The sequence below is a fragment of the Nostoc favosum CHAB5714 genome (assembly GCF_020829495.1).
GTDB lineage: Bacteria > Cyanobacteriota > Cyanobacteriia > Cyanobacteriales > Nostocaceae > Nostoc > Nostoc favosum.
Genome location: NZ_JAIVFQ010000004.1, coordinates 80,387 through 94,123, shown reverse-complemented (window position 1 = coordinate 94,123; position 13,737 = coordinate 80,387). Strand labels below are relative to the sequence as shown.

The 13,737-nt window shown below is 43.0% G+C and carries 17 protein-coding genes and 1 pseudogene; 16 read left to right on the top strand and 2 right to left on the bottom strand.

What is annotated here, in order from left to right:
* Window positions 1-159: 159 nt before the first annotated feature.
* The 7 genes from LC586_RS04755 to prfA all read left to right on the top strand — a co-directional run bounded on the left by LC586_RS04755 (window position 160) and on the right by prfA (window position 4,999).
* Window positions 160-1,107 (top strand): DNA-directed RNA polymerase subunit alpha, encoded by a 948-nt coding sequence (locus LC586_RS04755; protein WP_229483380.1) that lies wholly within the window; start codon window positions 160-162, stop codon window positions 1,105-1,107.
* Window positions 1,108-1,139: 32 nt separating this feature from the next.
* The gene (rplQ, locus tag LC586_RS04750) at window positions 1,140-1,490 is read left to right on the top strand and encodes a 50S ribosomal protein L17 (RefSeq protein WP_100901254.1); all 351 of its coding nucleotides are present in this window, start codon (window positions 1,140-1,142) and stop codon (window positions 1,488-1,490) included.
* An 81-nt stretch (window positions 1,491-1,571) separates the two neighbouring features.
* Complete coding sequence (gene truA, locus LC586_RS04745) at window positions 1,572-2,432, top strand: tRNA pseudouridine(38-40) synthase TruA (RefSeq protein WP_229483379.1); 861 nt, start codon at window positions 1,572-1,574, stop codon at window positions 2,430-2,432.
* A 97-nt stretch (window positions 2,433-2,529) separates the two neighbouring features.
* Window positions 2,530-2,991, top strand: a complete 462-nt coding sequence (gene rplM / locus LC586_RS04740; RefSeq protein WP_229483378.1) for a 50S ribosomal protein L13 — start codon at window positions 2,530-2,532, stop codon at window positions 2,989-2,991.
* Window positions 2,991-3,407, top strand: a complete 417-nt coding sequence (gene rpsI / locus LC586_RS04735; protein ID WP_012410698.1) for a 30S ribosomal protein S9 — start codon at window positions 2,991-2,993, stop codon at window positions 3,405-3,407. The genes rplM and rpsI overlap by 1 nt, the downstream gene beginning before the upstream one ends.
* A 147-nt stretch (window positions 3,408-3,554) precedes the next feature.
* Window positions 3,555-3,797, top strand: a complete 243-nt coding sequence (rpmE, locus tag LC586_RS04730; RefSeq protein WP_229483376.1) for a 50S ribosomal protein L31 — start codon at window positions 3,555-3,557, stop codon at window positions 3,795-3,797.
* Between the two features lie 104 nt (window positions 3,798-3,901).
* The gene (prfA, locus tag LC586_RS04725) at window positions 3,902-4,999 is read left to right on the top strand and encodes a peptide chain release factor 1 (RefSeq protein WP_229483374.1); all 1,098 of its coding nucleotides are present in this window, start codon (window positions 3,902-3,904) and stop codon (window positions 4,997-4,999) included.
* Between the two features lie 9 nt (window positions 5,000-5,008).
* Here the strand turns inward: prfA and LC586_RS04720 are convergent, their stop codons facing one another.
* A complete protein-coding gene (locus LC586_RS04720) occupies window positions 5,009-5,455 on the bottom strand; it encodes a hypothetical protein (protein WP_229483372.1) in 447 nt (148 codons plus the stop codon).
* A gap of 240 nt (window positions 5,456-5,695) precedes the next feature.
* Here LC586_RS04720 and LC586_RS04715 point away from each other — a divergent pair, with 240 nt between their 5' ends.
* Entirely contained in the window at window positions 5,696-6,058 is a 363-nt protein-coding gene (locus LC586_RS04715) for a helix-turn-helix domain-containing protein (RefSeq protein ID WP_104906418.1), read from the top strand.
* Between the two features lie 84 nt (window positions 6,059-6,142).
* Here LC586_RS04715 and LC586_RS04710 read toward each other — a convergent pair whose 3' ends face one another.
* Window positions 6,143-6,325, bottom strand: coding sequence for a hypothetical protein (locus LC586_RS04710; RefSeq protein WP_229483371.1), 183 nt, complete (start codon window positions 6,323-6,325; stop codon window positions 6,143-6,145).
* A gap of 437 nt (window positions 6,326-6,762) precedes the next feature.
* Here LC586_RS04710 and LC586_RS04705 point away from each other — a divergent pair, with 437 nt between their 5' ends.
* The 8 genes and pseudogenes from LC586_RS04705 (at window position 6,763) to LC586_RS04670 (ending at window position 13,736) form a co-directional block, all read left to right on the top strand.
* Window positions 6,763-7,305, top strand: a complete 543-nt coding sequence (locus LC586_RS04705) for a hypothetical protein (protein WP_306423228.1) — start codon at window positions 6,763-6,765, stop codon at window positions 7,303-7,305.
* Between the two features lie 34 nt (window positions 7,306-7,339).
* Window positions 7,340-8,172: pseudogene (locus tag LC586_RS04700) on the top strand (Rpn family recombination-promoting nuclease/putative transposase).
* A 51-nt stretch (window positions 8,173-8,223) separates the two neighbouring features.
* The gene (locus LC586_RS04695; protein WP_229483369.1) at window positions 8,224-8,448 is read left to right on the top strand and encodes a hypothetical protein; all 225 of its coding nucleotides are present in this window, start codon (window positions 8,224-8,226) and stop codon (window positions 8,446-8,448) included.
* Between the two features lie 242 nt (window positions 8,449-8,690).
* Entirely contained in the window at window positions 8,691-10,376 is a 1,686-nt protein-coding gene (locus LC586_RS04690) for an ABC-F family ATP-binding cassette domain-containing protein (RefSeq protein WP_229483368.1), read from the top strand.
* A 222-nt stretch (window positions 10,377-10,598) separates the two neighbouring features.
* Window positions 10,599-12,197, top strand: coding sequence for a 2,3-bisphosphoglycerate-independent phosphoglycerate mutase (gene gpmI / locus LC586_RS04685; RefSeq protein WP_229483366.1), 1,599 nt, complete (start codon window positions 10,599-10,601; stop codon window positions 12,195-12,197).
* A gap of 163 nt (window positions 12,198-12,360) precedes the next feature.
* Entirely contained in the window at window positions 12,361-12,594 is a 234-nt protein-coding gene (gene secG / locus LC586_RS04680) for a preprotein translocase subunit SecG (protein ID WP_094328436.1), read from the top strand.
* 10 nt (window positions 12,595-12,604) lie between these two features.
* Window positions 12,605-13,420, top strand: coding sequence for a peptidase (locus LC586_RS04675; protein ID WP_229483364.1), 816 nt, complete (start codon window positions 12,605-12,607; stop codon window positions 13,418-13,420).
* A gap of 79 nt (window positions 13,421-13,499) precedes the next feature.
* Window positions 13,500-13,736: a hypothetical protein gene (locus LC586_RS04670; RefSeq protein ID WP_229483362.1), complete on the top strand. Its 237-nt coding sequence runs from the start codon at window positions 13,500-13,502 to the stop codon at window positions 13,734-13,736.
* The last annotated feature ends 1 nt before the right edge of the window (window position 13,737 follow it).

The following is a 13,737-nucleotide window of genomic DNA, read 5'->3' as shown; positions in this document are numbered from 1 at the left end:
AAAATATTATTAGCGCCTGAAAGCTCAATAGGAGTGTCAAACTATACCGTAATTTTATAGTAATAGTTTGATATACCTATAATCTACAGGACATAAATTCAATTCGGGAGGCAATTGATTTGTCTGCTAGCAGCACCTTAGAAAAAGGGAGGCTCATCCGTGGCGCAGTTTCAGATTGAATGTGTAGAGTCTAATACTGAAGAAAGTCGGAACCATTACAGTAAATTTGTTCTGGAACCTCTAGATCGTGGTCAAGGAACAACGGTTGGCAATGCACTGCGGCGAGTTTTACTCTCCAACCTAGAAGGTACAGCAGTTACAGCAGTGCGGATTGCAGGTGTTTCACACGAGTTTGCAACAGTTCCAGGCGTGCGGGAAGATGTGCTGGAAATCCTCATGAGAATGAAGGAAGTTATCCTAAAAAACTATTCCTCGCAGCCCCAGATTGGTAGATTACTCGTTAGTGGGCCAGCAACAATCACTGCGGCGCATTTTGATTTGCCTAGTGAAGTAGAAGTCATCGATCCGACCCAGTATGTAGCCACCATCGCTGAGGGTGGAAAGCTGGAAATGGAATTTCGGATTGAGAAAGGTAAAGGCTATCGCACCGTAGAGCGAGGACGTGAGGAAGCCACATCGTTGGATTTTCTGCAAATCGACTCAATATTTATGCCGGTGCGAAAAGTCAACTATAGTGTTGAAGAATCTCGTGGGGAAGGCTTGATTCCAAAAGACCGACTGCTGTTGGAAGTTTGGACAAATGGCAGTATTTCCCCCCAAGAAGCACTATCCTCGGCCGCTGGGATCTTGGTAGATTTATTCAACCCGTTGAAAGACATCTCCCTAGAACCAACAGACACAGGTTCAGAGATTCCAGACGACCCAACTGCCCAGATACCCATCGAAGAGTTGCAACTTTCTGTGCGGGCATATAACTGTCTCAAACGGGCACAAGTTAACTCTGTGGCAGATTTGTTGGATTATACCCAAGAAGACCTCTTAGAAATTAAGAACTTTGGTCAGAAGTCAGCAGAAGAGGTCGTGGAAGCTTTACAGCGCCGCTTGGGCATCACCCTGCCAATGGAAAGAGGCTCTAAACACCCTTAAGAAAAACCGTTCATAACTCATAGTGCATAATTATGCGTCACCGTTGTCGCGTCAAAAAACTCAGTAAACCAGCCGATCAACGCCGTGCTTTACTGCGATCGCTCGCCACCGAGCTGATCCGTCATGGTAAGATCACCACCACTTTAATTAGAGCAAAAGTTCTGCGAAGTGAAGTGGAAAAAATGATTACTCTAGCTAAAAATGGCTCCTTGGCAGCACGCCGGGAAGCTCTTGGCTATATCTTCGACAAACAACTGGTTCACGCTCTATTTGAGCAAGCTCCAACTCGATATGGCGATCGCCAGGGCGGTTATACCCGCATCCTGCATACCGTACCGCGTCGGGGCGATAATGCAAAAATGGCAATAATTGAATTGGTTTAAGTCATTGGTCATTAGTCATTAGTCATTAGTCATTGGTCATTGGTTATTCACACAGGACAAATGACAAAGGACAAAATCTGTATGTTAGAAAGCCACCAGCCTACACAAACTCATCGAGTAGCCTTGGTAATCCAATACCTGGGCACTCATTTTCATGGCTGGCAACGGCAAAAAAAACAACGGACAGTCCAAGAAGAGATAGAAAGAGCGATCGCTACTATTCTTGGCTACCATGTAACATTACACGGTGCCGGGCGAACCGATTCTGGAGTTCACGCTGCTGCTCAAGTAGCCCATTTTGAAGCAACAGGTTTAATTCCGCCTCACAAGTGGGCAACAATCCTAAATAGCTATCTGCCGCCAGATATATTAATCAGGGCTTCAGCTAGTGTAGATAACCGTTGGCACGCTCGCTTTAGTGCAGCCTATCGACGATATCGCTACACAATATACACTGAAGATCGACTTAACTTGTTTGTAAGACCCTTCAGTTGGCATTATTATTATGCACCCCTGGATGAATCCTTAATTCAAGCTGCCCTGAAACCTCTCTTGGGAAAGCATCACTTAGCTGCTTTTCACCGTGCAGGCTCAAAGCGATCGCATTCCTGGGTAGAAATGCAAGCAGCAGAGTGTCGTCGCAGTGGGCCATTTATCCATATTGAAATACAGGCAGATGGATTTTTGTATGGCATGGTACGGCTGTTGGTAGGGATGGTGGTACAAGTAGGTTCTGGACAACGGACACTTTCTAGCTTCACCGAACTCTGGAAAGAACAACGTCGAGAAGAAGTGAAACACGCCGCACCGCCCCAAGGCTTGTGCTTGTTGCGAGTCGGCTATCCAGATTTTCCCTTTCCAAAAGAGATTTGGTACGACACCTTGCCAAAGTTCGTCACTAGTCAAGAGTCATTAGTCATTGGTCAGTACAGACGCGATTAATCGCGTCTGTACAATGGTCATTAGTGAATAACCAAGGACAAAGGACAAAAGACAATTGACTAATGACAAATTAAAAATGACAAAGGACAAATAACAAATGACAACAGTTAAAACATACCTTCCTTCTCAAGCATCCCTTGAGCGTGAGTGGTACATAGTAGATGCCACCGATAAACGCCTCGGTCGTCTCGCCAGCGAAATCGCCCAGGTTTTAAGAGGCAAAAAGAAACCCGAATACACACCCCATCTAGATACAGGTGACTTCGTAATCGTCATTAATGCTGAAAAAATCGCAGTTACAGGCAAAAAGCGTACTCAAAAGCTTTACCGTCGCCATTCTGGTCGTCCCGGTGGGATGAAAACGGAAACTTTCGCTAAACTGCAACAGCGCATACCAGAGCGGATTTTAGAACAGGCTGTTAAAGGTATGCTACCTAAAAATAGCCTGGGTAAGCAGTTATTCACCAAGCTGAAAGTTTACGCTGGGCCTACACATCCCCACGATGCTCAAAAACCTAAAGAACTAAAAGTTAGTACAATTCCTGGAGAAGAAAATTAATGGTAGTAGCAGATGCTAATAGCGGTCGCGCCGTATACTGGGGTACTGGTCGTCGTAAGAACGCAGTAGCACGGGTACGCTTGGTTCCAGGCACTGGTCAACTGACTGTGAACGGTAAAGATGGAAATTTGTATTTCCAATTTAACCCCAACTACCTGGGAGTGATTAAAGCACCCCTGGAAACTCTGGGACTAGAAAACGAATATGACATTTTGGTGAAAGCAGAAGGCGGCGGCTTGACCGGACAGGCTGATTCTGTTCGTTTGGGAGTTGCTCGTGCTTTGTGCCAACTAGACCCAGACAACCGCCCACCTTTGAAAACCGAAGGTTATTTGACTCGTGATCCGAGAGCAAAAGAGCGGAAGAAATATGGTTTACATAAAGCTCGGAAAGCGCCTCAGTACTCTAAGCGTTAGGGAATTGGGCATTGGTGAAGAAGGTGATAGGTTACAGGGGACAGGTGATAGTTTTCTGTTACCTGTAACCTGTTCCCTTTTCCCTTCTTCTAGCTTCAATTGAAACCTGAAAGTTATAATTAATATAGATTCATCACAAAAAAAACAATGGCTAAAGCTGATATTCACCCCAAGTGGTATCCAGATGCTAAAGTTTACTGCAACGGTCAAGTTGTTATGACCATTGGCTCTACCAAGCCAGAATTGCATGTAGATGTTTGGTCTGGAAATCACCCATTTTACACAGGCACTCAGAAAATTATTGACACTGAGGGTCGAGTAGAGCGCTTCCTCCGCAAGTACGGCATGAGCAGCACTCAAGCATCTGGCGACGATCAAAACAAAAAGTAGCGGGTTGGCTCTGCTGTTAACGACGGCCCTGCATCAGCTGGGTCGATTTTCATTTATATGCTCGAGCCAATTTGTTATTTTTTTAAGGAGCGATCGCAATCGTCATGGCTGAATCATACTTACTGGACAAACTAAAATCCGTTGAACAAACTTTTAATGAATTAACACGTCGTCTTGGCGACCCCGATACCGCTAACAATCCTGATGAGTATCAAGAAATTGCTAAGTCTCGTTCTTCTTTGGAAGAGGTAGTTAATACCTATGAAATTTGGAAAACAGCCCAAGAAGACTTAATCGGAGCGCGTCAGGTTTACAAAGAATCTGCGAGTGACCCAGAGTTGCAAGAAATGGCAGCACTGGAAGTAAAAGAACTTGAAGAAAAAATAGAACATTTAGAGTCTCGCTTGAAAGTCTTGCTGCTACCACGCGACCCTAATGATGAAAAGAATATCATGTTGGAAATTCGCGCTGGTACTGGTGGCGATGAAGCAAGTATTTGGGCTGGCGATTTGATGCAGATGTACACCCGCTATGCCCAGACTCAAGGTTGGAAAGTTTCTCTAGTGAGCGAATCTCGAGGAGAAATGGGTGGCTGGAAAGAAGTCATTCTCGAAATTAAAGGTAATGACGTTTACAGCCAGCTAAAGTTTGAAGCTGGAGTGCATCGCGTGCAGCGCGTGCCGGCAACTGAATCTGGGGGACGGGTTCATACTTCCACAGCTACCGTGGCGATTATGCCAGAGGTGGATGATGTGGAAATTCACATTGACCCGAAAGATATTGAAATGACTACAGCCCGTTCTGGCGGTGCTGGTGGACAAAACGTCAACAAGGTGGAAACAGCCGTTGACTTGATGCACAAACCAACGGGAATACGCATTTTCTGTACAGAAGAACGCAGCCAGTTGCAAAACAAAGAACGGGCGATGCAAATTCTGCGGGCGAAGTTGTATGACATCAAGTTAAGCGAACAACAAGCAGCTGTAACTTCCATGCGGCGATCGCAGGTTGGTACTGGATCGCGATCGGAAAAAATTCGCACCTATAATTATAAAGATAACCGCGCTACCGATCATCGGTTAGGTCAAAATTATTCTCTTACCCCTGTTTTGGATGGTGATTTAGAGACGCTTATCCAGTCTTGTATATCTCTAGACCAACAAGAACGTCTCGCAGAGTTAGCGACTTCTGCCGCTAACTAATTTTTGCCCTTAAAGATACTGTAAAATCGCTTGTTGTTCTGTTGTTTTTAACAGACACAGGTGGTTTTCTAATATCGTGTCGAGTGCATCTTCCATTTCACTGGGATAATGGTAATAGGCAAATTCGTACTTCATAACGTAATTTAGCTTCGCCCATTCCTTCAGGGTTTGACAGGTATAAATTAATTTCTCTACTTCCTTTTGCCAACGTGCAAAAATCCGGTAGCTAAAAAAGCTGCTGCATATATTGCCTTTTACATCCCAGTAGGAAATACACACTTGATGCTTCAGAAGGTGGATTTTTTTGATTTGCTTAACATCGTAGCCTTTAACTTTTAAAGCTTCTTTGGTTTCTGCGTCAGAAATGTTCCACTGTTCTGGTTTAATTTTATTAGTGGCTATAAGGTTTTTACCTTTGCGGCGATATTGGTTAATTTTGCGTGGCTTGCGAAACATGATGCACCTTCGATATTATTTCTTCGCAGCAAAGTCTAGCTACTAGCACAAGCGCCGTAGCAAACTAAGTTTTTTGGGTTGATTAAAGATAGATGGGTTATTCTACTAGCTTGATGCCTGTAGTTGCCGATTTACAACCAAAGATATAGTTTAATACTAAAACACAAGGCTGTCAATATAAAAGTAAACTTGTAATATTGAAAGTAAACTTGTAAATACAGTTGGCTAGCTATATAAGCAGTGAAGATCGAAAGCAAACAAAAACTGATTGAAATCATTAAACTAGCTCGCGGTTCAATGAGTCAGCGAGCATTTGGTAAGCTTTTGGGAGTATCTGCTACTGCCGTTCAGATGTGGGAAAAAGGTGTAAAGGTGCCAGATACAGAAAATTTGGCTCAAATCGCATCGAAAGCAGGCTACACAATGGAAGAGTTAATCAGCTGCATTGATGGCAAGCCAATTCCAGAAACCTCAGATTTGAGTTTGATTCTTAGACAAATCCAGCACATGCCTTTGGCCCAAGTCGCTCAAATCGTCCAAGCTGCGGCAGATAGATTGGCGGCTGTGGCTGAAGCATCCGGGGATGAAGCGAAGGCTAGTTGAATATTTGTTCAGAATTGAAGCGGGAGTCGATTTGGCGCTACGAGAAACTAACTTACCATTATGAACTTTTCCAGAGCATTGCTCCTATTTATTTGATGGACTAAGAATTTTTTCTATTTCATCTAATCGCTCTAACTTGGATTTCAGGTTATTGATGCAAATATGATTAGGTATATTAATTTCCGAATGACCTGAAATTTTATTTATTTCCTTCCTCAAATCTTGTTTCAAGGATGCAATCTCTTCTTGCCACGTTATCGTCAACATAGTGTTTGGCCTCTTTCGATGCTTACTTACTTGATATTTACAGTATGCCCATTATGCTTAAATATCTAACAAAAGCCTCATAACGCCACCAAACACTCCTCTGGCAACCCTTTAGGCAGTTGGTGATGAGCAAGGCGATGCTAATTTTGCCTGAGTTAGAGGTTTTGGTAGAAATACATAACAGCTACACAAACTAAGTCCGTCTGCGTGGACTCCAGCAAGTTGAAACCCACGGAGGTGGGTTTTGTTTGTATATAGCAGTCCTAAATCATTTGTGAAAATTATATATCTCTTTCTTCTTTCTTCCCTTTGCGCCCAAAGCCAATACTTTGCGGTTCGTTTTCAAATTTTATATTTTTCACGAATCAAATAGGACTGCTATAGCTGCGATTTCTAATGGCCAGTGATATGGTATTTTACTGGCAGTTAAGGAATAAATGGTTTTAAAATGGTGCAATCTTAAAATATTTAGGGGTGCAGCTATGTCGCTACGCAATGAGCCTTTAGATTGGCAACTTGAAACGAATAATCCTTATATACCAGTTTATCATCAAGGGAATTTGGTGGGATTTTTTAAACCAAAATATGCCAATGAAATTCTTAAAATTTTAAATGAAGAAGAAGTTTTAAAGAAAACGCTAAAAATGGCTTGTACTGATTTAATTAAAAAAATCGGCGGCGATACCAGGAAAGTCAATTACTTAATGGAAAAATATGTAAAAACTAGTGAGCGTCCAAAGCATGGAACTAGAGCGATCGCAGTTTTACTTTATGATAGGCAAAAAGAGCTTGACTTGAGCAATCAGGAGTTTGCTAAGTTCTGTGACACCTTTAAATTATCCCCTACCGAATTGAATAATATTTATTCTGGACAAGCATTTGATGATAGTTTATTAGCGCCACTTTCACGTATATTAGGGATGGCAAAAGAGCAATTGCTGAAAGTGCGAGATGGTTCTGAAGAACAAAGTAACACATGAACAGCAAATCAAAATTTTCAGTTGATATAAAATTGTGAAAACAGACATCATCTTTTATCGGCTGTTTCAAGAATTCCCGGATATCTTCTTTGAACTTATCGGTAATCCTCCAGAAGAACTGGAGTTTATCAATTTTCATCAGTTGAAATCAAACAAACAGCCTTCAGAATAGATGGTGTGTTTATACCGACACAAGGAAGCGAGAACCCGATTTACTTTGTTGAAGTGCAATTTCAACCTGATGGGGAAATTTATTCACGGCTAATTTCAGAAATATGTTTATATCTCCGTCAGAATCAACCATTAAATGATTGGGGTGCTGTGGTTTTATACCCAAACAGGAATGTAGATACAGGCAATATCAAACATTACCGTGAGTTTTTCACAAGTGGGCGCGTCAGGCGCATTTATTTAGATGAATTAGGTGAAGGTGCATCGCTTCCAATTGGTATTGCAACTGCTAAATTAGTAATTGCAACCGACGATATAGCGATCGCTAAAGCAAGGGAGTTGATAGACAGAACTAAGTCAGAGATAAGTTCACCACCAAAACAGCAGCAATTATTACAATTTATAGAGACTATTTTGGCTTACAAGTTTCCTGCAATGAGTAGGGAGGAGATGGAGGAAATGTTTGGCTTAAGCGAGTTAAAGCAAACCAGATTTTATCAGGAAGCCTTTCAGGAAGGCATTGAACAAGGCATTAAACAAGGCATTGAACAAGGCATTGAACAAGGCATTGAACAAGGTGAGCTTAAAGGTAAACTAAAAGCAGTACCAGGAATGTTGGCAGCAGGGTTGACTGTAGAACAAGTAGCACAGGCGTTAGATTTGAGTGTCGAAGAAGTCAGACAAGCCGCGCACTAGGATTCTTCTGATCAAGCAGTAGAGGAATTGGTGGACTACAACATAGGAACTATGAGTTTCAAAGATACAAAAGTTTATCAAGAAGCATTTGAAGAAGGGCGTTTGGAAGGTTTAGTGCAATCAGTACCTCGTCTATTAGATTTAGCGTTAACTATTGAGCAAGTTGCGGAGGGATTAGGTTTAACCATAAACCAAGTTCAAAACGCAAAACTCTATCATGATGGTATGGAAAGAGGGGAGCGTAGAGCCAAATTAAAATTAATACGACCTTATTGAAATTGGGGGTGACAGTGGAACAAGTGGCTGAGGCATTTGATTTGAGTGTCGAAGAAGTTAGACAAGTAACACAAAGCCAGCCTTGAGATAGATGTGGTAAATTTTATCCGTGGCTCAAGCCAAATTTGGTTTGCGGCTCCCTAGACTTTCTCACGACGAATTTATAGTTAATTTTTGTTAATATTAGAGGCGGTGTTAGTACTTCGTCCTCAACCACCCACTCCCTACCTGAGAGAAACTTAATGCTGCGACTAGAACATATAAGTAAAATTTATCCCACAGGCGAAGTTCTCAAAGATATCAACTGGGAAGTTAAACCAGGCGATCGCATTGGCTTAGTCGGTGTCAACGGTGCTGGAAAATCGACTCAACTCAAAATCATCTCTGGGGAAATGGAACCCACCGCAGGCGAAATTATTCGTCCTAATAGTTTACACATAGCTTACCTCAACCAAGAGTTTGAAGTAGACCCTAGCCGCACCGTTAGAGAAGAGTTTTGGACTGTCTTCAAAGAAGCCAACGAAGTACAGTTATCTCTGGCACATGTGCCACAAGAGATGGAAACCGCTAGCCCAGAGGAACTGGATCGACTGATTGACAAGTTGGATCGCTTGCAGCGCAAATTTGAAGCCTTGGATGGCTACAACTTAGATGCACGCATCGGGAAAATTTTACCAGAGATGGGGTTTGGGCTAGAAGATGGCGATCGCCTCGTCAGTGCCTTCAGTGGTGGTTGGCAAATGCGGATGAGTTTAGGTAAAATCCTCCTGCAAAAACCCGACTTGTTACTGCTGGATGAACCGACTAACCACCTAGATTTAGAAACCATTGAGTGGTTGGAAAATTACCTTAGAGGGCTGGTTACGCCAATGGTAATAGTCTCCCATGACCGGGAGTTCCTTGACCGCCTCTGCACCCAAATTGTGGAAACTGAACGTGGCGTTTCCAGTACCTACCTTGGTAACTACTCAGCATATTTGGAACAAAAAGCCGAAAGTCAATCAGCACAACTTAGTGCTTACGAACGCCAGCAAAAAGAATTAGAGAAACAGCAAACCTTTGTTGATAGATTCCGCGCCAGTGCTACCCGCAGTACCCAGGCAAAAAGCCGGGAAAAGCAACTCGACAAAATCGAGCGTATTGAAGCACCCATTGCAGGGGTAAGAACTCTACATTTCCGTTTTCCACCTGCACCCCGCAGTGGACGCGAGGTAGTAGAAATTAAAGATTTAACTCATCTTTATGGTGATAAAATCCTGTTTTTGGCAGCAAATCTCCTAATTGAAAGAGGCGATCGCATTGCTTTTCTTGGCCCCAACGGTGCTGGAAAATCTACCCTTCTGCGTGTGATTATGGGTATGGAACAACCCACAGAAGGTATTGTTCAATTAGGCGATCACAACGTTATTCCCGGTTACTTTGAGCAAAATCAAGCTGAAGCTTTGGATTTGAAAAAAACTGTCATGGAAACTATCCATGATGAAGTTCCCGACTGGGATAATCAAGAAGTCCGCACGCTTTTGGGACGCTTCTTATTCACTGGTGATACTGTATTTAAGGCAGTTGGGGCATTAAGTGGAGGAGAAAAAGCTCGTTTGGCGTTGGCAAAAATGCTCTTACGCCCCGCGAACTTACTAATTCTAGATGAGCCGACAAATCACCTAGATATTCCAGCGAAAGAAATGCTGGAAGAAGCGCTCAAAAATTATGATGGTACGGCAATTGTAGTTTCCCATGACCGCTACTTTATTTCTCAAGTAGCTAACAAAATCGTCGAAATTCGTGATGGGGAATTCCGCGTTTACTTAGGAGATTATCATTACTATCTCCAGAAAATTGCCGAAGAAAAAGAACAAGCAAAGTTAGCTGCGATCGCTGCTGAAAAAGCTGCTAAAAAAGCGGCAAAAGCTTCCAGTAAAAGGAAATAAGAGATTGAATACGGACTTAGTAGTAGTGCTAAAATGCTACTACTAAGTAATCACTTGTTATTAGCGATCACCGACATTACAGAAAAATTGCTAAAGTTTGAAAAATCATTCAAAAAACTGTTAAGTCTTTCATAAAATAAATTAATAAGCAAAAATTCACTTGCGGCGTGGTTTAGCAGTGGTATCATTCGGGTATTACAAAAAGTAAAGGGCAATTTTACTATGACCAAAGCACCTGTTGCTCCTGTGGTGCTAGTCATTTTAGACGGATGGGGCTACTGCGACCAGAAGCGAGGAAACGCTATTCTTGCTGCTAAAACTCCCATTATGGAAAGTTTATGGGCAGCTTACCCGCACACCCTCATCCGCACATCAGGAAAAGCCGTAGGGTTGCCAGAGGGTCAAATGGGCAACTCGGAAGTTGGTCATTTGAACATTGGTGCTGGGCGAGTTGTACCGCAAGAACTGGTACGCATCTCTGATGCGGTCGAAGACGGTTCTATTGCCTTAAACCCAGCACTTGTCAAAATTTGCCAGGAAGTTCGCTCTCGGAATAGCAAGCTGCATCTAGTCGGGCTTTGTTCTGAGGGAGGGGTACATTCGCATATCACCCATCTATTCGGACTACTTAACTTAGCCAAAGACCAGCGAATTCCAGAAGTTTGTATCCACGCTATCACCGATGGTCGTGACACCGCCCCAACTGACGGTGTAAGAGCAATCACACTGCTGGAAAATTATATAGACCGCGTAGGAATTGGGCGCATAGTCACCCTCAGCGGTCGCTACTACGCGATGGATCGCGATCACCGTTGGGATCGAGTAAAACGCGCCTACGACGTGATGACCCAAGATAGTCTGGTTGATAATCGCAACGCTGTAGAAATCTTGCAAGCATCTTACGCCGAAGGGGTAAAAGATGAATTTGTCAACCCCATCCGAATTGCACCAGGTGCAATAGAACCAGGGGATGGGGTGATATTTTTCAACTTCCGCCCCGATCGCTCCAGACAACTGACTCAAGCTTTGGTCAGTCCCACTTTTAATGGTTTTGAAAGACAGCAAATCACACCACTGTCTTTTGTCACCTTTACACAGTATGATTCAGACTTACCCGTGGCTGTAGCCTTTGAGCCTCAGAATCTCAGTAACATTCTGGGAGAAGTGATAGCCAATCATAGTCTGAATCAGTTCCGCACCGCCGAAACAGAAAAATACGCCCACGTCACCTATTTCTTTAATGGGGGTCTGGAGGAACCTTTTGCTGGAGAAGATCGGGAATTAGTAAGCAGCCCGATGGTAGCGACTTACGATCACGCCCCAGCGATGTCAGCAGCAGCAGTTACAGATGTTGCGATCGCTGCGATTCAAAAGGGTATATATTCCCTAGTTGTGATTAACTATGCCAACCCAGACATGGTAGGGCATACTGGTCAAATCGAAGCTACCATTACAGCAATTGAAACAGTTGATCGCTGTTTGGGACGCTTGTTAGAGAGCGTTATCAAAGCCGGTGGCACAACACTTATTACTGCCGACCACGGCAACGCTGAGTATATGCTAGATGAAGGGGGTAATCCTTGGACAGCCCACACCACTAACCCAGTCCCCTTCATCTTGGTGGAAGGAGAGAGAGTTAAAATCCCTGGATATGGTACAAATGTCGAACTGCGAAGCGATGGCAAGCTATCCGACATCGCCCCCACGATTCTAGAGATTTTACAGCTGCCTCAGCCACCAGAAATGACCGGGCGATCGCTGCTGAAAACAGCAGAATATGAGTTGCAACGCACTCGCACCCCCGTGCAAGTAGGGCTGTAAAACAGTTAGGAGTTAATAGTGAGGAGTTAATAGTTAAGAGTTAATAATGAAGAGTGATGAATTAAAACTTTCTTAACTCCTAACTCCTAACTCCCAACTCCTAACTTCCAACTCCCAACCCTGACTCCCTGTTTGAAAAATTGTTATAAATGAGATTCCTACCATGACAGTTACTAATATCGTGCAAGGCATTTGGGCGTTTTCCGCCACAGGTTTGATTATCTTAGTTTTGCTGCATAGCCCTAAAGGTGATGGCATTGGAGCCATTGGCGGACAAGCCCAGCTATTTAGCAGCACCAAAAGTGCAGAAAATACCTTAAACCGAATTACTTGGGCATTGACAGTAATTTTTCTCGGTTTAACAGTAGTTTTAAGTGCTGGTTGGCTGCCTAAATAAGGATAGGTCAATGGGGAAAAAAACCCAACATCCCATACTTAACACCCTAATAAATTTAATTTCACGACGGTTAATTACAGCTCTTGCCTTCTTTCTTGGCACAGGGCTGTTAATCGTTTTTACTAATTTCCAGTCGAGTCATGGGTTTACAATAATACCAAAATATGCATACTCAGATTTAATAATCTCTCTCCCTCCATCATCTTCCCCAAAACCCCATCCCTTACCGCCCACACTCGCACAGTGGCAAGATAGTACTAATAGTGGTGACTACTTTTCCCAAGTTACAACAACTCAAGTTGGTTATTTAGTCTGGTCGCAATTTCCCATTCGAGTTTACGTAGAACCACCAAAAGCCATCAGCAAAAAACAAGCTCAAGCATGGGTTAATGGTGTCTTACAGGGTGTACAGGAGTGGAGTACTTATTTGCCTTTGACAATAGTCAAACACCCAGAAATTGCTGATATTACGATTGTGCGAAAAGCGCCACCTCTACAAATTTCCCCTGGTAGTAATATAACCCGTGCGCGATCGGCACAAACTACTTACGAGTTATACACGAGCAACAAAGTTTTATCCCACCGCTTCACCATCTTGTTAAGTCCCAGCCAAACAGGTGAGTATCTCATTGCAGCAGCCCGCCACGAATTCGGTCATGCACTGGGAATTTGGGGTCATAGTCCCCTACAAACGGATGCCCTATACTTTTCCCAAGTTCGTAACCCGTCGCCTATTTCTTACAGAGATGTAAATACTCTAAAGCGGGTTTATGAACAGCCAACCAGTTTAGGATGGTCTTTAGTGGATAATTCAAAGATTAATTGATCGATAGGTAGACTATACAAAAATTTGGACTGAGGGTAGTTTCACCCAAAGAATTTTTGCAAATAGTAGGAGAAATCCCATGACTAACTTAAATGTACAGCTACCCGAATCTTTATATAAACAAATTGAAGCTTTAGCAGCAAGAGAAAATATTTTCATTGAACAACTTGCAACTATTGCTTTATCTGCACAAGTTTCCGCATGGATAACCAAAGACTATTTGGAAGAAAAAGCCAAAAGCGGTAGTTGGGAAAAATTTCAGCAAGTTTTGAATAAAGTGCCTAACGTAGAACCAGAAGAATACGACAAATTGTAGC